13 protein-coding genes are annotated in these 18,950 nt (G+C 37.1%); 9 read left to right on the top strand and 4 right to left on the bottom strand.

Annotation, left to right across the window (positions count from 1 at the left end; all coding sequences use genetic code 11):
• Positions 1–10: 10 nt before the first annotated feature.
• Positions 11–595, bottom strand: coding sequence for a nucleotide exchange factor GrpE (gene grpE, locus GQ598_RS02185; RefSeq protein ID WP_160402163.1), 585 nt, complete (start codon positions 593–595; stop codon positions 11–13).
• Positions 596–753: 158 nt separating this feature from the next.
• On the opposite strand from grpE, the gene nadK reads away from it, so the two are divergent.
• On the top strand, positions 754–1,632 hold the full coding sequence (gene nadK, locus GQ598_RS02180; RefSeq protein ID WP_160402162.1) for an NAD(+) kinase: 879 nt from the start codon (positions 754–756) through the stop codon (positions 1,630–1,632).
• A 55-nt stretch (positions 1,633–1,687) separates the two neighbouring features.
• Here nadK and GQ598_RS02175 read toward each other — a convergent pair whose 3' ends face one another.
• On the bottom strand, positions 1,688–2,185 hold the full coding sequence (locus GQ598_RS02175; protein WP_160402161.1) for a phosphatidylglycerophosphatase A: 498 nt from the start codon (positions 2,183–2,185) through the stop codon (positions 1,688–1,690).
• Between the two features lie 100 nt (positions 2,186–2,285).
• Complete coding sequence (gene argF, locus GQ598_RS02170) at positions 2,286–3,296, bottom strand: ornithine carbamoyltransferase (RefSeq protein WP_160402160.1); 1,011 nt, start codon at positions 3,294–3,296, stop codon at positions 2,286–2,288.
• Positions 3,297–3,568: 272 nt separating this feature from the next.
• Between argF and carA the strand changes: the two genes are divergently transcribed.
• The 8 genes from carA (at position 3,569) to cas6f (ending at position 16,738) form a co-directional block, all read left to right on the top strand.
• On the top strand, positions 3,569–4,732 hold the full coding sequence (gene carA, locus GQ598_RS02165) for a glutamine-hydrolyzing carbamoyl-phosphate synthase small subunit (protein ID WP_160402159.1): 1,164 nt from the start codon (positions 3,569–3,571) through the stop codon (positions 4,730–4,732).
• A gap of 2 nt (positions 4,733–4,734) precedes the next feature.
• A complete protein-coding gene (gene carB / locus GQ598_RS02160) occupies positions 4,735–7,950 on the top strand; it encodes a carbamoyl-phosphate synthase large subunit (protein ID WP_160402158.1) in 3,216 nt (1,071 codons plus the stop codon).
• A gap of 165 nt (positions 7,951–8,115) precedes the next feature.
• Positions 8,116–9,069 (top strand): type I-F CRISPR-associated endonuclease Cas1f, encoded by a 954-nt coding sequence (gene cas1f / locus GQ598_RS02155; protein WP_160402157.1) that lies wholly within the window; start codon positions 8,116–8,118, stop codon positions 9,067–9,069.
• A complete protein-coding gene (gene cas3f, locus GQ598_RS02150; protein ID WP_160402156.1) occupies positions 9,066–12,389 on the top strand; it encodes a type I-F CRISPR-associated helicase Cas3f in 3,324 nt (1,107 codons plus the stop codon). Before cas1f ends, cas3f begins: the two co-directional genes overlap by 4 nt.
• Before the next feature lie 425 nt (positions 12,390–12,814).
• The gene (gene csy1, locus GQ598_RS02145) at positions 12,815–14,194 is read left to right on the top strand and encodes a type I-F CRISPR-associated protein Csy1 (RefSeq protein WP_160402155.1); all 1,380 of its coding nucleotides are present in this window, start codon (positions 12,815–12,817) and stop codon (positions 14,192–14,194) included.
• Positions 14,194–15,117, top strand: a complete 924-nt coding sequence (gene csy2 / locus GQ598_RS02140; protein ID WP_160402154.1) for a type I-F CRISPR-associated protein Csy2 — start codon at positions 14,194–14,196, stop codon at positions 15,115–15,117. Before csy1 ends, csy2 begins: the two co-directional genes overlap by 1 nt.
• 35 nt (positions 15,118–15,152) lie before the next feature.
• A complete protein-coding gene (gene csy3, locus GQ598_RS02135) occupies positions 15,153–16,163 on the top strand; it encodes a type I-F CRISPR-associated protein Csy3 (RefSeq protein ID WP_160402153.1) in 1,011 nt (336 codons plus the stop codon).
• A 5-nt stretch (positions 16,164–16,168) separates the two neighbouring features.
• Entirely contained in the window at positions 16,169–16,738 is a 570-nt protein-coding gene (gene cas6f, locus GQ598_RS02130; protein WP_160402152.1) for a type I-F CRISPR-associated endoribonuclease Cas6/Csy4, read from the top strand.
• A 117-nt stretch (positions 16,739–16,855) separates the two neighbouring features.
• Here the strand turns inward: cas6f and flhA are convergent, their stop codons facing one another.
• Positions 16,856–18,943, bottom strand: coding sequence for a flagellar biosynthesis protein FlhA (gene flhA / locus GQ598_RS02125; RefSeq protein WP_160402151.1), 2,088 nt, complete (start codon positions 18,941–18,943; stop codon positions 16,856–16,858).
• Between the last annotated feature and the right edge of the window lie 7 nt (positions 18,944–18,950).

Here is an 18,950-nt window from a genome sequence, read left to right as displayed (position 1 = left end):
TTAAACTAAACTATTTAGCAACAATGACCATCGCAGGACGAATTAAACGACCATTTAAGGTATAACCTTTTTGAATGGTATTAACGATTTGGCCTGATTGATGTTCTTGCGATTCAACCATGCTAATTGCTTGGTGTACATCAGGATTTAATTGTGAATCTTCGGTATTAATTACTTCAATACCAAATTTTTTGACCGTATCTAAGAATGATTTTAATGTCAATTCTAACCCTTCCACAGTGGCCTTATGTTCTGGATTAGCTTTGTCTGTTGATTCTAAAGCGCGTTCTAGATTATCAATAACTGGTAATAATTCATTAGAGAATTTTTCTAGTGCAAATTTACGTGCTTTATCAACATCTTGCTCAACACGTTTACGAACATTATCAATTTCAGCTCGTGCACGAATCATCGCTTCACTTTCATTTTTTTTAGCTAATTGCAACGCTTGCTCAAGTTCTGCAATGCGTACATCTTTTGCACTTAATTGCTCTTCAAGATTTGGCTGTGACGCTGCTTCTTGTTCAATTGTATCTTCTGCCGGTGTGTCAATGCTAGTTTCATTTTCTGACATATTTTTATCTTGTTCTGTCATAAGGTACTCCAAATAATGTAGTCGAAAACTTAGTGAATAACGGTTATTATGGGGACAATTTTTCTGATTACAAGCTTATCGGCACATTGATATGTAATTTTTTGACCTGTGACAAAAAAAATACAGATTTTTTATGTAACAAATTACAAGGATATTTTATGCGAACACCGTTTAAATGCATTGGTCTAATTGGACTTCCGCGTAAGTTAGAAGCAATTGAAACCCATCAAGTGCTTTATGATTGGCTTGTTAAACTTGGCATTCGTGTGTTAGTTGAAGAGCGCTTGGAGGACCATATTCAATTTCCCGTTAGCCATTATGCTTCTTTAGAAACAATTGGCCAGCAAGCTGACTTAGCCATTGTTGTGGGGGGAGATGGCAATATGTTACGTTCTGCGCGTTATTTATCACCATATAAAATTAAAGTGATCGGTGTAAATCGTGGCAATTTAGGTTTTTTAACCGACATATCACACGAACAAGTGATTGAACAATTAAGCCCAGTGATTGCCGGCGAATATGACGATGACCCTCGCTTTTTACTAGAAGTTTCTATTTATGATGAAGGCAATTTAATTAATTCAAGTTTTGCTGTGAACGAAATTGTTGTGACCCCCAATACGGTTGCCCATATGATTGACTATGATGTTTACATTAATGAACGCAATGCGTTTTCACAGCGGGCTGATGGATTGATTATTGCAACACCGACAGGCTCTACTGCCTATTCACTATCAGCGGGTGGACCTATTTTAGCGCCTCATTTAGACGCATTAATTATTACACCAATGTTTCCGCATTCGTTAGCAGTTAGACCATTAGTTATTAAGGGAGATAATCCTATTCATCTTAAATTTCCAACAACTGCGCTTGATATAAATATTGCCTGTGATAGCCAAATTATTTTACCGGTCAAACCAACACAGGATGTAATTATTCGTCGTTCATCGTATGAATTTAATTTGATTCATACCAAAGATTATGATTACTTTAATAATCTTTCAACCAAATTAGGTTGGTCACAAAAGATGTTTTAGTCTAATTTTGTCAAAAACTTTCAGGAAAGCATGTGTTTTAGTATAAAATTTCATCTTAAATAATCAATGTCATGGCATAAACGGTGAATGATGAAAAGATAGCGGCAAGCACATCATCTACCATAATGCCAAATCCACCCGGTACACGTTTATCAAACCAGCGAATTGGCCAAGGTTTTACCATGTCAAACACTCTAAATGCCACAAAAGCTATGGCAACCCACATAACTGAAAGTTGCGGAATAAAAAATAAGGTGATCCACATGCCGACAAATTCATCCCAAACGATATGCCCTGAATCGTGAGTATGTGTATCATCCGAGGTTTTTTGACAAATAAAACAACCAAAAATAAAAGTCACTAAAATAAATATCCAGTATAAAGCTGGCTGTAATCCATAGAACAAAAGCCATAACGGGATTGCCATTAATGAACCCATGGTACCTGGCATAATCGGTGACATGCCACTACCCAATCCTACTGCTAAGAAATGAATGGGATTGGTCAGTTTTAGGTATTTTTTAAAATCTTTATTTCGCTCTTGTTTGGTCATGATTCAATATTCTTTTTAGATAAAATTATGCCGACATTAAGTCGGCAATAAAGAAAGGCGCTTATTTTAACAAAACACCTTTGTATTGATTGTGATAATATTATTCGTCTTTGGTTAATGTTGCAACCATTACCGCTTTAATGGTATGTAGCCTGTTTTCCGCCTCGTCAAATACAATACTATGCTCAGATTCAAATACGTCATTAGTTACTTCAAGCCCATTGATTAAACCATATTGTGCTGCCATCTGTTTGCCCACTGTCGTATTGGTATCATGAAAAGCTGGCAAGCAGTGCATAAATTTGACATTTGGATTATTGGTAAGTTTGATTACATTTTCATTTACTTGATAAGGCGTTAATAATTTAACTCGTTCATCCCAGACTTCTTTTGGCTCCCCCATTGAGACCCATACATCAGTGTATAAAAAATCAACATCTTTAACACCCAAAGTAACATCTTCAGTTAAGATAATTTTGGCACCGGTTGTTTTGGCAATATCTTGGCACTTTTGCACAAGTTCGGCTTCCGGCTGACAAGCTTTTGGGGCCACTAATCGAATTTCCATCCCCATTAACGCAGCACCTTCCATTAATGAATTTCCCATATTATTCCGAGCATCGCCTAAATAGGCAAATTTAATACTGCTTAATGGGCGATCTCCTATATGTTCTTTCATTGTCATAAAATCAGCTAATATTTGGGTTGGATGTGCTTCGGTCGTCAGACCATTCCAAACTGGCACCCTTGCATATTTTGCTAACGTTTCAACAATTTGTTGACCATAACCACGATACTCAATTCCGTCATACATTCGACCCAGTACGCGTGCAGTATCTGCAATTGACTCTTTATGCCCAATTTGACTACCACTTGGTCCTAAATAAGTGACATTAGCACCTTGATCAAATGCACCAACCTCGAAAGCACAACGAGTACGGGTAGAGTCTTTCTCAAAAATTAATGCAATATTTTTACCTATCAAATGTTGTTGTTCTTGCCCTTGTTGTTTGGCTTGTTTTAATTCAATAGCAAGATTAATTAATTGATTGATTTCACTAGGGCTAAAGTCGAGTAATCGTAAAAAATGGCGCTGATAAAAACCGTGCATAATATTGCTCCTAATAACCGTAATTATTCAAATAATTCTATTTGAATAATTATGCAAATTCAAGTTAAACATTATAATAATCCCAATATTTTATCTTTATGTTGAGAAGCGTCTCAAAAATTAGACTTATTTATTAAGATAATTTTTATAATATTGCTTCTTTTGTACAAAAAAGTGTAATAAAATGGTCAATTATTGTATCTTTATAGATAAATGAATTTGAATTTATATTCAAAAATATCGATAAATTATTCAAAAAGGTCTTTTTAATCATGCAAACTTATGCCCTGCTTATGTTACAAGATGGTTCGCAATTTATCGGAAAATCCATTGGTGCTGATGGTCAAACTGTTGGAGAAGTGGTTTTTAATACCTCAATGACCGGCTATCAAGAAATTCTTACCGATCCCTCTTACTGTGAACAATTGGTTACATTGACCTATCCTCATATTGGTAATGTAGGGACAAATGATGATGATGCCGAATCCGGTCAAGTTTATGCAAAAGGGCTGGTTATTCGTGATTTGCCATTATTAGCTAGCAACTACAGAAGCGAACTCGATCTTTCCAGCTATTTAAAAAAGCATAATGTTATTGCCATTGCTGATATTGATACACGGCGCTTAACGCGTATTTTGCGTGAAAAAGGGGCACAGCATGGTGTTATCATAACGGCAACGGATAAAAAGACCTTACTTGAAAAAGCCGAAATAGCCAAACAGCAGGCGATAAATTTTAAAGGATTAAGTGGGCTTGATTTAGCTAAAGAAGTGACGTGTTCAACAAGTTATATTTGGACTGAAGGAATATTATGGACAGGGCAACAACAGCAGACTAATCCAATACCAGAGACTCAATTACCATACCATATTGTTGCCTATGACTTTGGCGTAAAACGCAATATTTTGCGCATGTTAGTTGAGCGTGGTTGTAAATTAACAGTCGTACCAGCTAAAACAACAGCCAAAGAAGTCCTTGCATTAAAGCCCGACGGAATATTTTTATCTAATGGTCCAGGTGATCCTGCCCCTTGCAGTTATGCAATTGAGGCTATTAAGCAGTTTTTAAATACTGATATTCCTATCTTTGGCATCTGCTTAGGCCATCAACTTTTAGCGCTGGCATGTGGTGCCAAAACGATCAAAATGAAGTTTGGTCACCATGGCGGAAATCACCCTGTGAAAGATCTGGAAAATAATCAGGTGATGATTACCGCACAAAACCATGGTTTTGCAGTAGATGAAGCAAGTTTACCCGCTCATTTACGCGCGACGCATAAATCACTGTTCGATGGTTCACTGCAAGGTATTCATCACAACCAAAAACCAGCTTTTAGCTTCCAAGGTCACCCAGAAGCCAGTCCCGGGCCGCATGATGTCGCACCTCTTTTTGATCATTTTATTGAGTTAATTAAAATTTATAAGCAGGAGCAATAATTATGGCTAAGCGAACAGATATCAAAAGTATATTAATTATTGGCGCAGGCCCAATTGTTATTGGTCAAGCATGTGAATTTGATTATTCCGGTGCACAAGCTTGTAAGGCACTACGTGAAGAAGGCTATCGCGTTATTTTAGTTAACTCCAATCCTGCTACTATTATGACGGATCCTGAATTGGCCGATGCCACTTATATCGAGCCAATTGATTGGACATGTGTTCGCAAGATTATTGAACAAGAAAGACCCGATGCTATTTTACCAACCATGGGGGGGCAAACAGCATTAAACTGTGCATTAGAGCTTGAAAAACAAGGCGTATTAAAAGAGTTTAATGTCGAAATGATTGGCGCAACAGCCGACGCTATAGATAAAGCCGAAGATCGTAAACGTTTTGATGAGGCTATGAAAAAAATTGGTCTTGATACTGCAAGATCAGGCATTGCTCATTCGCTTAAAGAAGCGTATGCCGTTCTTGAGCAAGTTGGTTTTCCCTGCATAATTCGCCCGTCCTTTACCATGGGTGGCACAGGAGGTGGAATTGCGTATAACACGGAAGAATTTGACGAAATCTGTACCCGTGGGCTCGATCTTTCACCGACTAATGAACTGCTCATCGATGAGTCATTAATAGGTTGGAAAGAGTATGAAATGGAAGTGGTGCGAGACAAAAATGACAATTGCATTATTGTTTGCTCAATTGAAAACTTCGATCCAATGGGGATTCATACCGGTGATTCAATTACCGTTGCGCCAGCACAAACATTGACAGATAAAGAGTATCAAATCATGCGTAATGCATCAATTGCCGTACTGCGTGAAATTGGCGTTGAAACTGGTGGTTCCAATGTGCAATTCTCGGTCGACCCTAAAACTGGACGATTAATTGTTATTGAGATGAATCCGCGAGTATCACGTTCATCAGCGTTAGCTTCTAAAGCTACCGGTTTTCCAATTGCTAAAATTGCAGCTAAGTTGGCAGTTGGTTACACTCTTGATGAATTATCTAATGATATTACTGGCGGTAAAACCCCCGCCTCATTTGAACCGTCGATTGATTATGTGGTCACTAAAATCCCACGCTTTAATTTTGAAAAATTTGCGGGCTGTAACGATCGTTTAACCACGCAAATGAAATCGGTTGGTGAAGTCATGGCTATTGGGCGTACTTTCCAAGAATCATTACAAAAAGCATTGCGAGGGCTTGAAGTTGGCGCTTCAGGTTTTGATCCTAAAATTGATGATTATACCGATGAAAAAAATATCACTAAAATTCGTTATGAACTCCAAGAAGCGGGTGCCGATCGTATTTGGTATATTGCCGATGCCTTTAGGGCTAGATTGAGTTTAGATGAGATCTTTACATTAACCAATATAGATCGTTGGTTTTTGGTGCAAATTGAAGAGCTAGTTAATTTTGAAAACAAGCTAAAAGAGCAGTCACTAGCACAGATAGATCAAGAAACATTATGGCAATTAAAACGTAAAGGTTTTTCAGATTTACGCATTGCCAAACTACTTAATACTACTGAGCAATCGGTTTGCGATTTACGTCATCAATATCATATTCACCCTGTTTATAAGCGGGTAGATACCTGTGCAGCTGAATTTGCAACAGATACCGCTTATCTTTATTCAACCTATGAGCAAGAGTGTGAAGCTAATCCTCAATTTAGCCGTAAAAAAATTATGATCCTAGGTGGTGGTCCTAATCGGATTGGACAAGGTATTGAGTTTGATTATTGCTGTGTGCATGCGGCATTAGCTCTGCGTGAGGATGGTTATGAAACCATTATGGTTAACTGTAATCCCGAAACTGTGTCAACCGATTATGACACTTCTGACCGCCTCTATTTTGAGCCAGTTACGCTTGAAGATGTGCTTGAAATTGCACATGTTGAAAAACCAAATGGTGTTATTGTGCAATACGGTGGGCAAACACCGCTAAAACTTGCTCGTGCGCTTGAAGCCGCTGGCCTACCAATTATTGGTACCTCACCCGATGCTATAGATAAAGCCGAAGATCGTCAACGCTTTCAAGAAGTCGTCGATAAACTGAAATTAAAACAACCTGTCAACGCAACAGTGACCGATATTAATGAGGCAGTCATCAAAGCAGAAAAAATAGGTTATCCATTAGTGGTTAGACCTTCTTATGTATTAGGGGGGCGCGCAATGGAAATTGTCTATAATGAACAAGATTTAAGGCGTTATTTTAAAACCGCAGTAAGCGAATCAAATAATGCACCAGTCTTACTCGATCACTTTTTAGATGATGCCATTGAAGTTGATATTGATGTGATTGCTGATGGCGAACAAATTGTGATTGGTGGCATTATGGAACATATTGAACAAGCAGGCATTCACTCTGGCGATTCCGCTTGCTCACTGCCAACTCACACCTTAAGTGCAGAGATTTTAGACAAACTACGACAGCAGGCCAAACAATTGGCACTTGAACTTAATGTAAAAGGCTTAATGAATGGACAATTTGCCATCAAAGATAACCAAATTTATCTGATTGAAATTAATCCTCGTGCAGCACGTACCGTACCGTTTGTCTCAAAAGCAACAGGTTTACCATTGGCTAAAATTGCCGCTCGTGTCATGACAGGGCAATCACTTGCCAAGCAACATGTGACTAAAGAGGTGATCCCTCCTTATTATTCAGTAAAAGAAGTGGTATTGCCATTTAATAAATTCAGTGGTGTTGATCCAATCTTAGGTCCAGAAATGCGCTCAACGGGGGAAGTGATGGGGATCGGTAAAACCTTTGCTGAAGCCTTTGCTAAAGCGCAACTTGGTAGCCTATCGAATATGAAAAAATCAGGAAAAGCATTATTATCGGTTCGTGATCAGGATAAAACAAGGCTGTTAGAAGTTGCTAAACGATTAATTGCGCATGGATTTAGTATCGACGCAACTATCGGCACGGCAAAAGTGTTACAACAAGCAGATCTACCATGCCAAATTGTAAAAAAAGAAAACGAAGGCCGACCAAATATCCATGACCATATAAAAAATGGCGAATATAGCTACATTCTTAATACCACTTCTGGACGAGCAGCCATTGAAGCGTCAAAAATATTGCGTCGAAGTGCCATTCAATATAAGGTACATTACGATACCACCATGAATGCTGCTTATGCTACAACTGCAGCGCTAGATTACGATCCAGCACAAACTGTAACGCCATTACAGCAACTTTATTGCTAATCACAAAGATAAAGACGAGCATCGCTCGTCTTTAAAAATCCCTGCCATAATCTAATAACTTTGCAATAACTCAATTGCTCGTAATAGACAATAAAATGCTCGTTTTTCATATAAAATAATGTTAATTTGTTTGTTATATTTCAATTAATTTAATCAGTTATCATCATGGATATGATTCATGCTTCTGATCTAAAAACGATCATGCATTCCAAGCGAGCCAATATTTATTATTTAGAGCATTGTCGTGTTTTGGTTAATGGTGGACGAGTTGAGTATGTGACCGAGCAAGGTCAGCAGTCGTTATATTGGAATATCCCAATAGCAAATACCACCTGTATTTTATTAGGTACGGGAACATCATTGACGCAAGCGGCAGTGCGAGAGCTTTCACGAGCAGGTGTTATGATTGGCTTTTGTGGTGGAGGTGGAACGCCTCTATTTTCATCAACCGAATCTGAATTTGCCTGTCAGTTTTTTTCACCACAAAGTGAATATCGTCCGACACAATACCTACAAAGTTGGTGTCAATTTTGGTTTGATGACAAACGTCGATTACAAGCAGCAAAATTATTGCAACAAACACGGCTTAATATTATTAGTGAATGTTGGCCACAATTTGATTGGGATGTTGATACAACGCAGTTAGCGCATATTCTTACTGATGCAACACAACAATTTACCGATGTTGATAACAGCCAAGCACTTTTAGCTGCAGAAGGGCGAATTAGCAAACGTCTTTATGGCATGGCAAATCAATTAACCTTACAAGATGACAAATTTAAACGAGAACAAGGCACACGAGGCAAAAGTCATGATCCCGCTAATCAATTTTTAGATCATGGTAACTATTTAGCCTATGGCCTTGGCGCAACGGCTTGTTGGGTATTAGGTTTACCACATGGGCTGGCTATTTTACACGGAAAAACTCGGCGTGGTGGCTTAGTTTTTGATGCGGCAGATATTATTAAAGATGGCATTGTATTACCTCAAGCTTTTTTATCAGCCAAACAAGGCGACAGTGAAAAAGAATTTCGTATGGCATGTATTGCGCAATTTGCCCAATTAGGTGCACTTGATAGGATTATTGATACTTTAAAACAGATAGCAGATCAAATATGAATATTTTACTTGTTAGTCAATGCAAAAAGAATGCCTTAACCGAAACACGGCGGATTATCGATCAGTTTGCTGAGCGCTGCGGTGAACGAACATGGCAAAGCCCAATGACCGAAGCTGGGTTACAAACGCTTTATAAATTATTACGCAAAACCGCACGAAAAAATACTGCTGTTGCATGTTATTGGACACATGGTAAAAATTTAACTGATCTTTTGTGGATTGTGGGTGATCGTAGTCAGTTTAATCAAGAGGGACGAGTCCCAACTAATCGTACTAAACGTAATATTTTACGCAGTGACAGCGAAAATTGTTGTCAATATGCAACCGCCATTCAATTAATCACAACTATAGCAGCCCTACTTCATGATTTAGGCAAAGCAACGGTTGGTTTTCAATCTAAATTACGAGCGGAAACGGCTGTGGCTGCTGATCCTTACCGACATGAATGGATTTCGTTGCAATTATTTTTATTAATGATTCAAGACTGCACCACGAACGAAGCCTTATTTAATCGATTAGCGCATTTTACTCAATATCAACAACAGAATCCTAATTGGTACCAGCAACTTACCAAAGTTGACAAAAATGATCTCACGCAGTTACCGTTATTGGCACAATGGATTGCGTGGCTCATTGTGTCGCATCATCGAATGCCGTTTTTAACGACTTCATTAGATGGTGATAAAAAAAAGAAACAAGAAAAAGATTCATATCTCTCAGGCTTAAAAATAACTACCTTTTATAAAATATTGAATGCAGTTGATGGGTGGGTTAAAAATAGTCATAGTCAGCATACTTCGCCCGATGATTTTTTGCAGCTTAAAAGCGATATTACCTTAAGTCAGCTTTGGCTGAAAAAACTAAGCCGTTATGCAACCAAAGCCCTAAATCATGTTCCCTTAATGCAATTGTCTAATATTGACGCGTTTTTATTGCATATTTCACGTTTAAGCTTAATGGTGGCTGATCATAACTACTCAAGTTTATCTTTATCAAATGACGAGGCAAAAAAAAATAGGGCAATACTGATTGCCAACACAAATTACCAAAAAGAAGCCAAACAGTGTTTGGATGATCATTTGGTCGGTGTTGCTAATTTTTCAGCCCGTTTTGCTCGTTTATTACCTAAAATAATCACTGAATTACCCGCAATCAATCAACATAAACCTTTTACCAAACGAACAACTATAAAACGATTCCAATGGCAAAATCATGCTTTTGATTTAGCAAAAAGTTATCAACAACAATCTGATGAATGTGGCTTTTTTGGCGTGAATATGGCATCGACTGGCTGTGGTAAAACCTTAGCCAATGGGCGGATTATGTATGCGCTTTCAAATCCAAAACGGGGCGTGCGTTTTACCATTGCATTGGGATTACGTGTTTTAACGTTGCAAACAGGTAAAGCATTAAGAGAAAGATTACACTTAAGTGATGAACATCTGGCGATTTTAGTGGGTGGGCGAGCCACAAAAACCTTGTTTGAACTGAGTAATGAAGACATTGAACAAAACGATTCTCAAAAAAAATCAGAAAACCAAGGTAGTGAATCTATCGAATCGTTACTTGATGAATATATTGATGTAGCAGAAAGTGGTATTGCTGATTGTGAATTAGGCACCATTATCGAAAACAGTAAAGCAAGACAATTACTCTATGCGCCCATTGTGACATGTACTATTGACCATATTATTCAAGCGAGCGAATGTACGCGAGGTGGTAAATATATTGCACCAACGTTAAGATTGTTAACCTCAGATTTGATTTTAGATGAGCCAGATGATTTTGATCAACACGACTTGCCAGCGCTGGCGCGTTTAGTCCATTTAGCTGGATTGTTTGGGAGCAAAGTACTACTGTCATCGGCGACCTTAACGCCAGATTTAATTGCTGGATTATTTGATGCTTACCAAGCAGGACGAAAAATTTGGAATCAAAATAACCAATATGCCGATAATACCATAGTATGTGGCTGGTTTGATGAATATGAACAGTCGATATCACAAATTGCTGATACTAAAACGTTTAGCGATCACCATCAACAATTTGTAGCAATGCGCATTCATCAATTAGCACAAAGTGCAATCCGCCGTAAAGGGCATATTTTGGATCTACTAAATTACCAAGAAAATAAAACAGAAAACTCAAAAATCAATTATGGTGTGCTAGCTAAACAATTATTAGATCAAGCTTATCAATTTCACCAAAATTATCATCAAATTGATAAAAAATCACAAAAAAAGGTAAGTATCGGTTTAATGCGTTTTGCCCATACAGAAGATGTTATTTCACTTACACAACAAATTTATGCACAAACGAAGTTACCTAATGATACTGCTTTTCATATCGTGGTTTATCATGCTCGGCAACTGCTGTTATTACGTAGTCAATTAGAAGAAAAGCTCGATAGAATTTTAAATCGCAGTGATGAACAAGTACTATTTAGCCAACCCGAAATTCTCCAAGCGATAAAAAGTAGCAATAAAGAAAACCATATTTTTATTGTAATAGGTACGCCAGTCACCGAAGTTGGGCGCGATCACGATTATGATTGGGCAATTGTAGAACCATCATCCATGCGATCTATTATTCAGTTAGTTGGACGAGTATGGCGTCACCGGCCACAAAAAATTGCTCAAAAAGCTAATGTAGCCATATTAGGATCGAATTTAAAAGCGATTGAATCTAATTATCGTACTGATCAAGCCTGTTTTACTAAACCAGGATTTGAAGAAAAGCCATTATTTTTGCTGAAAACCCATAAAACAAATGAACTAATTCCTGAGCATCAGTTAGTAAATGTTGATGCGGTTCCACGTATTCATTCTTGCCCTGAAGATGGACTAACGCTAGCTGAATTAGAACATAAAGTCATGGCAGATCTGTTTGCAATTAATGCCCGTAAAAGTAATTATGTGACCAGCTATTGGCAACAAGGCTTAGCTCATCACCATTGTGTGCATTTACAGGCGATTTCACCATTTAGAGGAAATGATAAGACACAAGATGAATATATTTGCCAACTTGACGATGATGGCGATTATCAATTTAGCTATGCAGATATCGCATGGCAAACACCAGATGAATGCTGCAAAGATACACAAAATAGTATAATTGAATATAAAAATTGGTCATTTGCTAATCCTAACATCCAACCTTGGCTAGTTAATAGTGTCGAGCAAGCCATAGCAAAAATAACCGAATATTTTCCAAATAAAACGCCATATCGATTAGCAAATGAATTTTGTAGCGTAAGCTTATATCGTAATAGCAGTTGGTATTTTCATCCTTATTTAGGATTTTATAAAAAGAAAGGATAAAAGAATATTGTTTTTATACTAAAACACATAGTTTCCTGAAGCTTTTTGACAAAATATCGTCAGGTGAATAATGGTTGCTAGTAAAAAAGAATTAATTCTTTTATACTCTGAACGGACAGCCGTATAGGTTGCTGAGAAATGTTAAGTATTTACTTTTCTTTGAAGTGAATTTTACCGCTGAATAAGCGGTCTATAAAAGCGTTAATCTCGGACGGTGTAAATTAGCTAGCTTTACTTATAATATTGATTTTTTTAAATTATTTTTTTGTTTTTTATGTAATATACCTGTTAAGTTTTAACTTTTTCTTTGCTTCTTTCTTTTTTATATTTTATTTTTAGATTATTTTTTGTATTATTTGCTTGATTTTTAGCAAGGGTTATTTTATTCTAATTATATTAAAATTTAAGATAAATAAGGATGGGCAATGAATGACATAGCTTGGCAAGATATAAGAAAAGTAATTTTAGATTTTCTGCAACAACGGCTTGCCAATAATAGTAATTATAAAACTGAAACGTCTAAGCTAGAAAAAGCAAAAGAGTTAGGCGATCAGGTCGCAGTGAATGAAGTTCAGCAAAAATTAGATGAATTAGCCAAGCGATTTGAATTTGAAACGTGGATGGAAGATGCAGCTATTCGTCGTATTTCATGGCTTCTTATTGCTACCCATATAGCTAAAGGAGTGCACCCGAGCTCGAAGGCTTGTAACGCAAATTACAATACACAGATAAAGCCTAATAACCTGAATAATTTAGTATCATCTGCTACAGTGAACACTTTGCCTTTTGATGCCAGTGGCGCTGCGGCTTTAGACATATTTGGAATGCTAAACCAAACTGTTAAAAATGATATAACAATTTTACAGCTTATTATTAATAATCACCCTGCTGTTCAAGAAGCTTTATCTGATGATAAAAATAAATCTGCTCTTTATTTGGAAAATTTTCAGCAGTTACTTAGAGATAATTGGAGTGATGCGCAGGCTTCGGAACTTAATAAGCAATTTTTCTGGCCGAATAGTGAAGAAACTTATTTGTCACAGCATGAAAATAATTACCGCTTACTGATTCCACTACATCCTAGTGCTTTGTGCCATTTAGTTTATCAAAAGATACAAACCAGATTTTCGGAAGAAAATAAAAGTGCACGAGAGTTGCGTAGAAAAAAAGATGTTGAGTATCAACCTTATTTTTCTTTTCATGATTTAGCCGTTGTTAAACTGGGTGGCAGTAATGCTCAAAATGCAAGCCAACTTATTGGTAGTCAAATGGGACGCAATTTTTTATTACCCTCTATGCCACCTAAATTCCAAAAATCTCAATTCCCATCCATTTCTAAACAACAAGAAACAATTTTCAATAATGCACTGCAATATTTTTGTCGATTTGGTTTTAAATTACTGTTTGATATGGTTGAATCGCCAAAAAATATTGTAGAAGAACGAGATGATCGTAAAGATGCATTTGCGGTGATTTTATCATTGCTACTTAAGTTTGCTCGTCATATTCAAACTACTCAACCAGCTGGTTGGAGCCGTGATTATTCACTCAGTTTTAATGAAAAACTTTGGCTTGATCCACAGCGGGCACAATTAGAGAATGAAGAGGATTTTAAAAAACAGTATGAACAAGGCGAATGGCTACTTGATTTAGTAGATCAATTTGCTTTTTGGATTCAAACAATTTTAAAAAATAAGTTTGATAATATTCAAGAGCAATTTTCAGATTCTGAATATAGAGAGTGGTGCCGTGAATTTAGTACTGCGGTAAAAGTAAGTCAACGTAAAAGGGAGGGGATCTTTTAATGGCATTACCAGATTATTATTTATTTTTTGATCATGTCAAAATTCATAATGCTAATGCGATTTCTAGCCCATTAACGTATGGATTCCCAGCTATTTCGGGGTTTTTAGGCGCTATTCATGCTTTAAGTCGTAAAATTGAATCAGAAAATCCTATTTACTTAGATGGCGTGTTAATTGCATGTCATGAATGTGATGTACAAGTTTATCGGTCAAACAACTATGCGGATTATACTTTTCGATTAACACGCAATCCATTAGCTAAAAATGGTAGTACTCGTTCAATTATTGAAGAAGGTCGAGTACATCTTGATGTATCATTATTAATCGAAGTGAGAATAGAAGATGTAGAAACATTATATGATGCCGAGCAACAGAAATCCTTTATCCAACAGATGAAACAAAAACTTTACCAACAACGTATAGCTGGTGGTCATGTAGTATCTATTGGTGATGTCAAGTTAATTTCTTCTGATGAATCAGATGCTGATTTAGCTAATTTACTATTACCAGCTTTTGTTTTAGTTGAAGCACCGCAAGATTTGCAAGATATCACCGTTGAACTACAGCAAAAAGATCCAAATGCTACAGCGCTTGATGCCTTGGTTGAAACTGCAATGTTACATCATCATCCTCAAGAAAAAGATCATTGGCAAACTACATCAGTTAAACAAGGGCGCGGTTGGCTTGTGCCTTTACATTTAGGCTATCAAGCTATTTCGCCACTATTTTCAGCAGGTAAGGTTGAACATGCGCGCAGTAATGAGCATGCCACGCAATTTGTGGAGTGTATTTATGGGCTTGGTAAATGGGTCTTTCCTTTACGCTTGAAAGAGAATTTATCACAGGCTTTTTGGCGTTATAAATGCAGTGAATTGCAATCTAATGATGCAGAAATTTATGTTATTAATCAAGAAACCAATTAAGTAAATTTAGAAAATTATAGGATAAGGAATACATTATGAGTAAAGATAAAATCACCACCGCCAGCGTACTTGCTTTTGAACGTAGTTTTGATATTTCTGATGCGATTTTTGCACAGCAAGATAATAGGGATTCCAATAAATTATCTCCTGTTACAGTCACTGAAAAATCAGTCCGAGGCACTATTTCAAATCGCCTTAAAAATGCAGTTGCAAACGATCCAACCAAATTAGATGCTGAAATACAAAAGCCAAATTTACAAACAGTTGATGTTGCTGCGTTAGATGCCGATAAAGATACTTTGGTCGTGACATGGAGCTGTAAAGTGTTGCCATTTTTAGGTAAACCTTCCGTGTGTAATGATATCGAATATCAAAAAGAACTAGAAAAAACAACGCAGGATTATATTCAAACGCAAGGAATGCTTAACTTGGCTAAGCGTTATGCCATTAATATCTTAAATGGTCGTTGGTTATGGCGTAACCGTATGACCGCGGAGCACATTAGCCTTTCAGTTACTCGAAAAGATGATAAAAAACCATTCATTGAAGTCAGCGATGTTAAACAATATCAGCTTAATGTATTTGATTATGACGATAAATCGGTAAATGATCTTGCTAAACTGATTGAAGCTGGATTATCCGGTAAAGAGTTTGTGATTTTTAACGTTGAAGCCAAACTGAAAATGGGCTTAGGTCAAGAAGTCTATCCATCACAAGAATTAATCCTAGATACTGGCAAAACTAAAAGTAAAGTATTGTATGAGAAGAACCAACAAGCCGCCATGCATTCACAAAAAATCAGTAATGCAATTCGAACCATCGATACTTGGTATGAAGATAATGCACAATTTCCAATAGCGATAGAACCGTATGGCTCGGTCACTTCAATGGGGCATGCTTTCCGCCAACCAAAACAGAAATCAGACTTTTATACCCTATTTGATAATTGGGTTTTAAAAGGTGAAAAACCAGCGCTTGATCAGCAACATTATGTGATTGCGGTATTAATTCGTGGTGGTGTATTTGGGGCCAGCGGTAAGGAGTAAATAAGATGCACTCACACTATTTAGAGTTGCGAGCGATTTCGCAAATTGAGATAACCGAAGTGGATGTAATGAATCAAGTGATGCAATCATTACACCAAATTTTGGTCAATCACCAAGGCAATATCGCAATTAGCTTTCCTTGTTACAGAGTGCACCAAACATTAGGCGGAGTGATTCGCCTATTGGGCTCCGAGCAGGAACTGCAAAACCTTAAAGCAGATATACAGCAAAAATCGACAATTAGTGATTATGCTTTATTGATGCCTATCACTATAGTACCAACGACGATAAAAGGCTATTTACGGTTTAGTCGTGTTAATCCGAAAGGTCAGAGTGCATTAAGGCGTGCCGAACAACGATTAACAGCACAAGGAAAATGGACGCCTGAAGTAAAAAATAAAATGATTGAAAAGTGGGGAAGCGTTCATTTGCAATATCCACATTTTCATTTGCATAGTAAAAGTACAGGGCAAAAATTTATTTTGTGGATAAAACAAGAAAAATGCCGAGAGCCAGTACAAGGCAACTTTAATAGCTATGGACTAAGCCAAACCGCAACAGTTCCCGATTTTTAAATTTCTAACCCTTTTTTTGAGGATGATTTTAACATATTGATTATTATTGATATTAAAATAGAATCAAAAAAAGGGTAAAATTGGGTAAAGTGCAATATGCTCTTTTCCAATAAGGAACTATTGGGCACCAATTTGCGTGCTCACTTTTATCTCTCGATTATCGGTAATTTCTAAATTCGATAGCACCACTAATTGAGGAAAGCTCGGTCTTAAAAATTGCGATAACATCGGTCTTAATGCATGATTCACTAATAATACTGGTGGAGCGCCGATGGCATCTTGTTGATTAATGGCTTGTCTAATTTGTTCAATAATGTGTTCGGCAAGTCCCGGTTCAAAATTACTGGTATTTTGCAGCGCTTGTAATAACAAACGTTCTAAATTGATATTTAACCCTATGACATTAATTGGAGCATAGCCCGGAAACCATTGCTGTGTAATCACTCTGCCTAATGCTATTCTAACTATACTTAGTAATTGATAAGCGTCATTTTGGGTTGGTGCATGCTCGCAGATTGTTTCAATGATGGTTCGCATATCTCGAATTGATACTTTTTCGGCGATCAGATTTTGTAAAATTTTATGAAAAGTAGTTAATGTTACAACACCAGGAATAAAGTCTTCCACTAATTTAGGGATATCTTGTTTTATTCTGTCGAGAAGTTCTTGGGTTTCTAAGCGCCCTAACAAATCGCCAGCAAATTGTTGTAGTAAATGATTAAAATGAGTAGCGATCATAGTACTTGTGTCTACAACGGTATATCCCAATATTTGTGCATTTTCTTTATCGTTTTCATCTATCCAAATTGCAGGCAATCCAAAAGCGGGTTCAGTCGTTGCAATACCCTCAATGGTTTCTGTTACATTACCCGGATTAATGGCTAACCATTTGTTATTAACAATTTCCCCATTGCCTATTTCGCCACCTTTGATAAATATTTTATATTGATAAGGTGCTAACGAAAGATTGTCTCTTATATGCACCTGTGGGGGTAAAAAACCCAGTGTTTGAGCAAATTTTTTACGTAAACTACGGATTCGACCTAACAACTCACCGTTTTGAGTTTGATCGACCATTGGAATTAATCCATAACCAACTTCCATTGCTAATGTATCTTCAATATTAACATCAGACCATGTCGCTTCTATATTGGTCGGCGTGGTTGCTTGTACATTAGCTTGTTTGGGCGTGGCTGTCTGTTCTGTTTTTTTCTGTTTAGTTAGCCACCAAGCAATAATAGATAAAAAAGCTGTGAACAGTAAAAATACTAAATTTGGCATGCCCGGAATGAGTCCAAGTAAACCAATTACGACAGCGGTTAAAATCAAAACTTGTGGATTATTAAATAGCTGCTTGAGCATCTGCTCACTGACATTGTCTTGTGATGTGACTCGAGTCACAATAACCCCTGCTGCCGTTGAAATAATCAGTGATGGTATTTGTGCAACTAATCCATCGCCAATAGTTAGCAACACATAGGTTTTACTCGCATCGGAAAGAGCCATATCATGTTGCATAACTCCTACCAATAAACCACCAACAATGGTAATTGCCATGATAAGTAATCCGGCAATTGCATCTCCACGCACAAATTTACTGGCACCATCCATCGAACCATAAAAGTCAGCTTCTTGAGTGACTTCTGTACGACGAGCTTTGGCCTCATCTTCACCAATTAAACCTGCATTAAGATCGGCATCGATTGCCATTTGTTTACCTGGCATGCCATCTAATGCAAAGCGTGCTCCTACTTCGGCTATCCTGCCTGCACCTTTGGTGATAACCATAAAGTTAATAATGACCAAAATAATAAATACTACAATACCAATAGCAAAATTACCGCCAACTAAAAAGTGCCCAAAAGCTTCAATCACCCGTCCAGCAGCAGCGCTACCTGTGTGCCCTTTTAATAAAACAACTCGTGTAGAGGCAACGTTTAATGATAACCTTAATAAAGTTGCAAATAATAAAACGGTTGGAAATGCCGCAAAATCAAGCACTCGTTTAGTAAATAATGCCACAATTAATATAATAATTGATAAAGCAATATTAAATGTAAAAAACAGATCCAAAATAAATGCTGGCAAAGGTAATACCATCATTGAAAGAATCAATAAAATGAGCATTGGTCCAGCTAATATCTGATAGTGGCCATTTTTTAATGTATTAATTGATAATAAATTAAGTAGTTTAGATTTAATCATAAGATTA

The organism is Gilliamella sp. Pas-s95 (assembly GCF_009795795.1).
GTDB lineage: Bacteria > Pseudomonadota > Gammaproteobacteria > Enterobacterales > Orbaceae > Gilliamella > Gilliamella bombicola.
The sequence above is the reverse complement of the archived record's forward strand: the minus strand, read 5'-3'. Positions and strand labels throughout refer to the sequence as shown.

What these genes read in the sequence shown, in the direction of transcription:
- csy3 (WP_160402153.1), top strand. Translation starts at nt 15,153, where the DNA reads ATGAGTAAAGATAAAATCACCACCGCCAGCGTACTTGCTTTTGAACGT.
- argF (WP_160402160.1), bottom strand. Translation starts at nt 3,296, where the DNA reads ATGCACGGTTTTTATCAGCGCCATTTTTTACGATTACTCGACTTTAGC.
- cas6f (WP_160402152.1), top strand. Translation starts at nt 16,169, where the DNA reads ATGCACTCACACTATTTAGAGTTGCGAGCGATTTCGCAAATTGAGATA.
- flhA (WP_160402151.1), bottom strand. Translation starts at nt 18,943, where the DNA reads ATGATTAAATCTAAACTACTTAATTTATTATCAATTAATACATTAAAA.
- carA (WP_160402159.1), top strand. Translation starts at nt 3,569, where the DNA reads ATGCAAACTTATGCCCTGCTTATGTTACAAGATGGTTCGCAATTTATC.
- cas1f (WP_160402157.1), top strand. Translation starts at nt 8,116, where the DNA reads ATGGATATGATTCATGCTTCTGATCTAAAAACGATCATGCATTCCAAG.
- csy1 (WP_160402155.1), top strand. Translation starts at nt 12,815, where the DNA reads ATGAATGACATAGCTTGGCAAGATATAAGAAAAGTAATTTTAGATTTT.
- carB (WP_160402158.1), top strand. Translation starts at nt 4,735, where the DNA reads ATGGCTAAGCGAACAGATATCAAAAGTATATTAATTATTGGCGCAGGC.
- nadK (WP_160402162.1), top strand. Translation starts at nt 754, where the DNA reads ATGCGAACACCGTTTAAATGCATTGGTCTAATTGGACTTCCGCGTAAG.
- GQ598_RS02175 (WP_160402161.1), bottom strand. Translation starts at nt 2,185, where the DNA reads ATGACCAAACAAGAGCGAAATAAAGATTTTAAAAAATACCTAAAACTG.
- grpE (WP_160402163.1), bottom strand. Translation starts at nt 595, where the DNA reads ATGACAGAACAAGATAAAAATATGTCAGAAAATGAAACTAGCATTGAC.
- csy2 (WP_160402154.1), top strand. Translation starts at nt 14,194, where the DNA reads ATGGCATTACCAGATTATTATTTATTTTTTGATCATGTCAAAATTCAT.
- cas3f (WP_160402156.1), top strand. Translation starts at nt 9,066, where the DNA reads ATGAATATTTTACTTGTTAGTCAATGCAAAAAGAATGCCTTAACCGAA.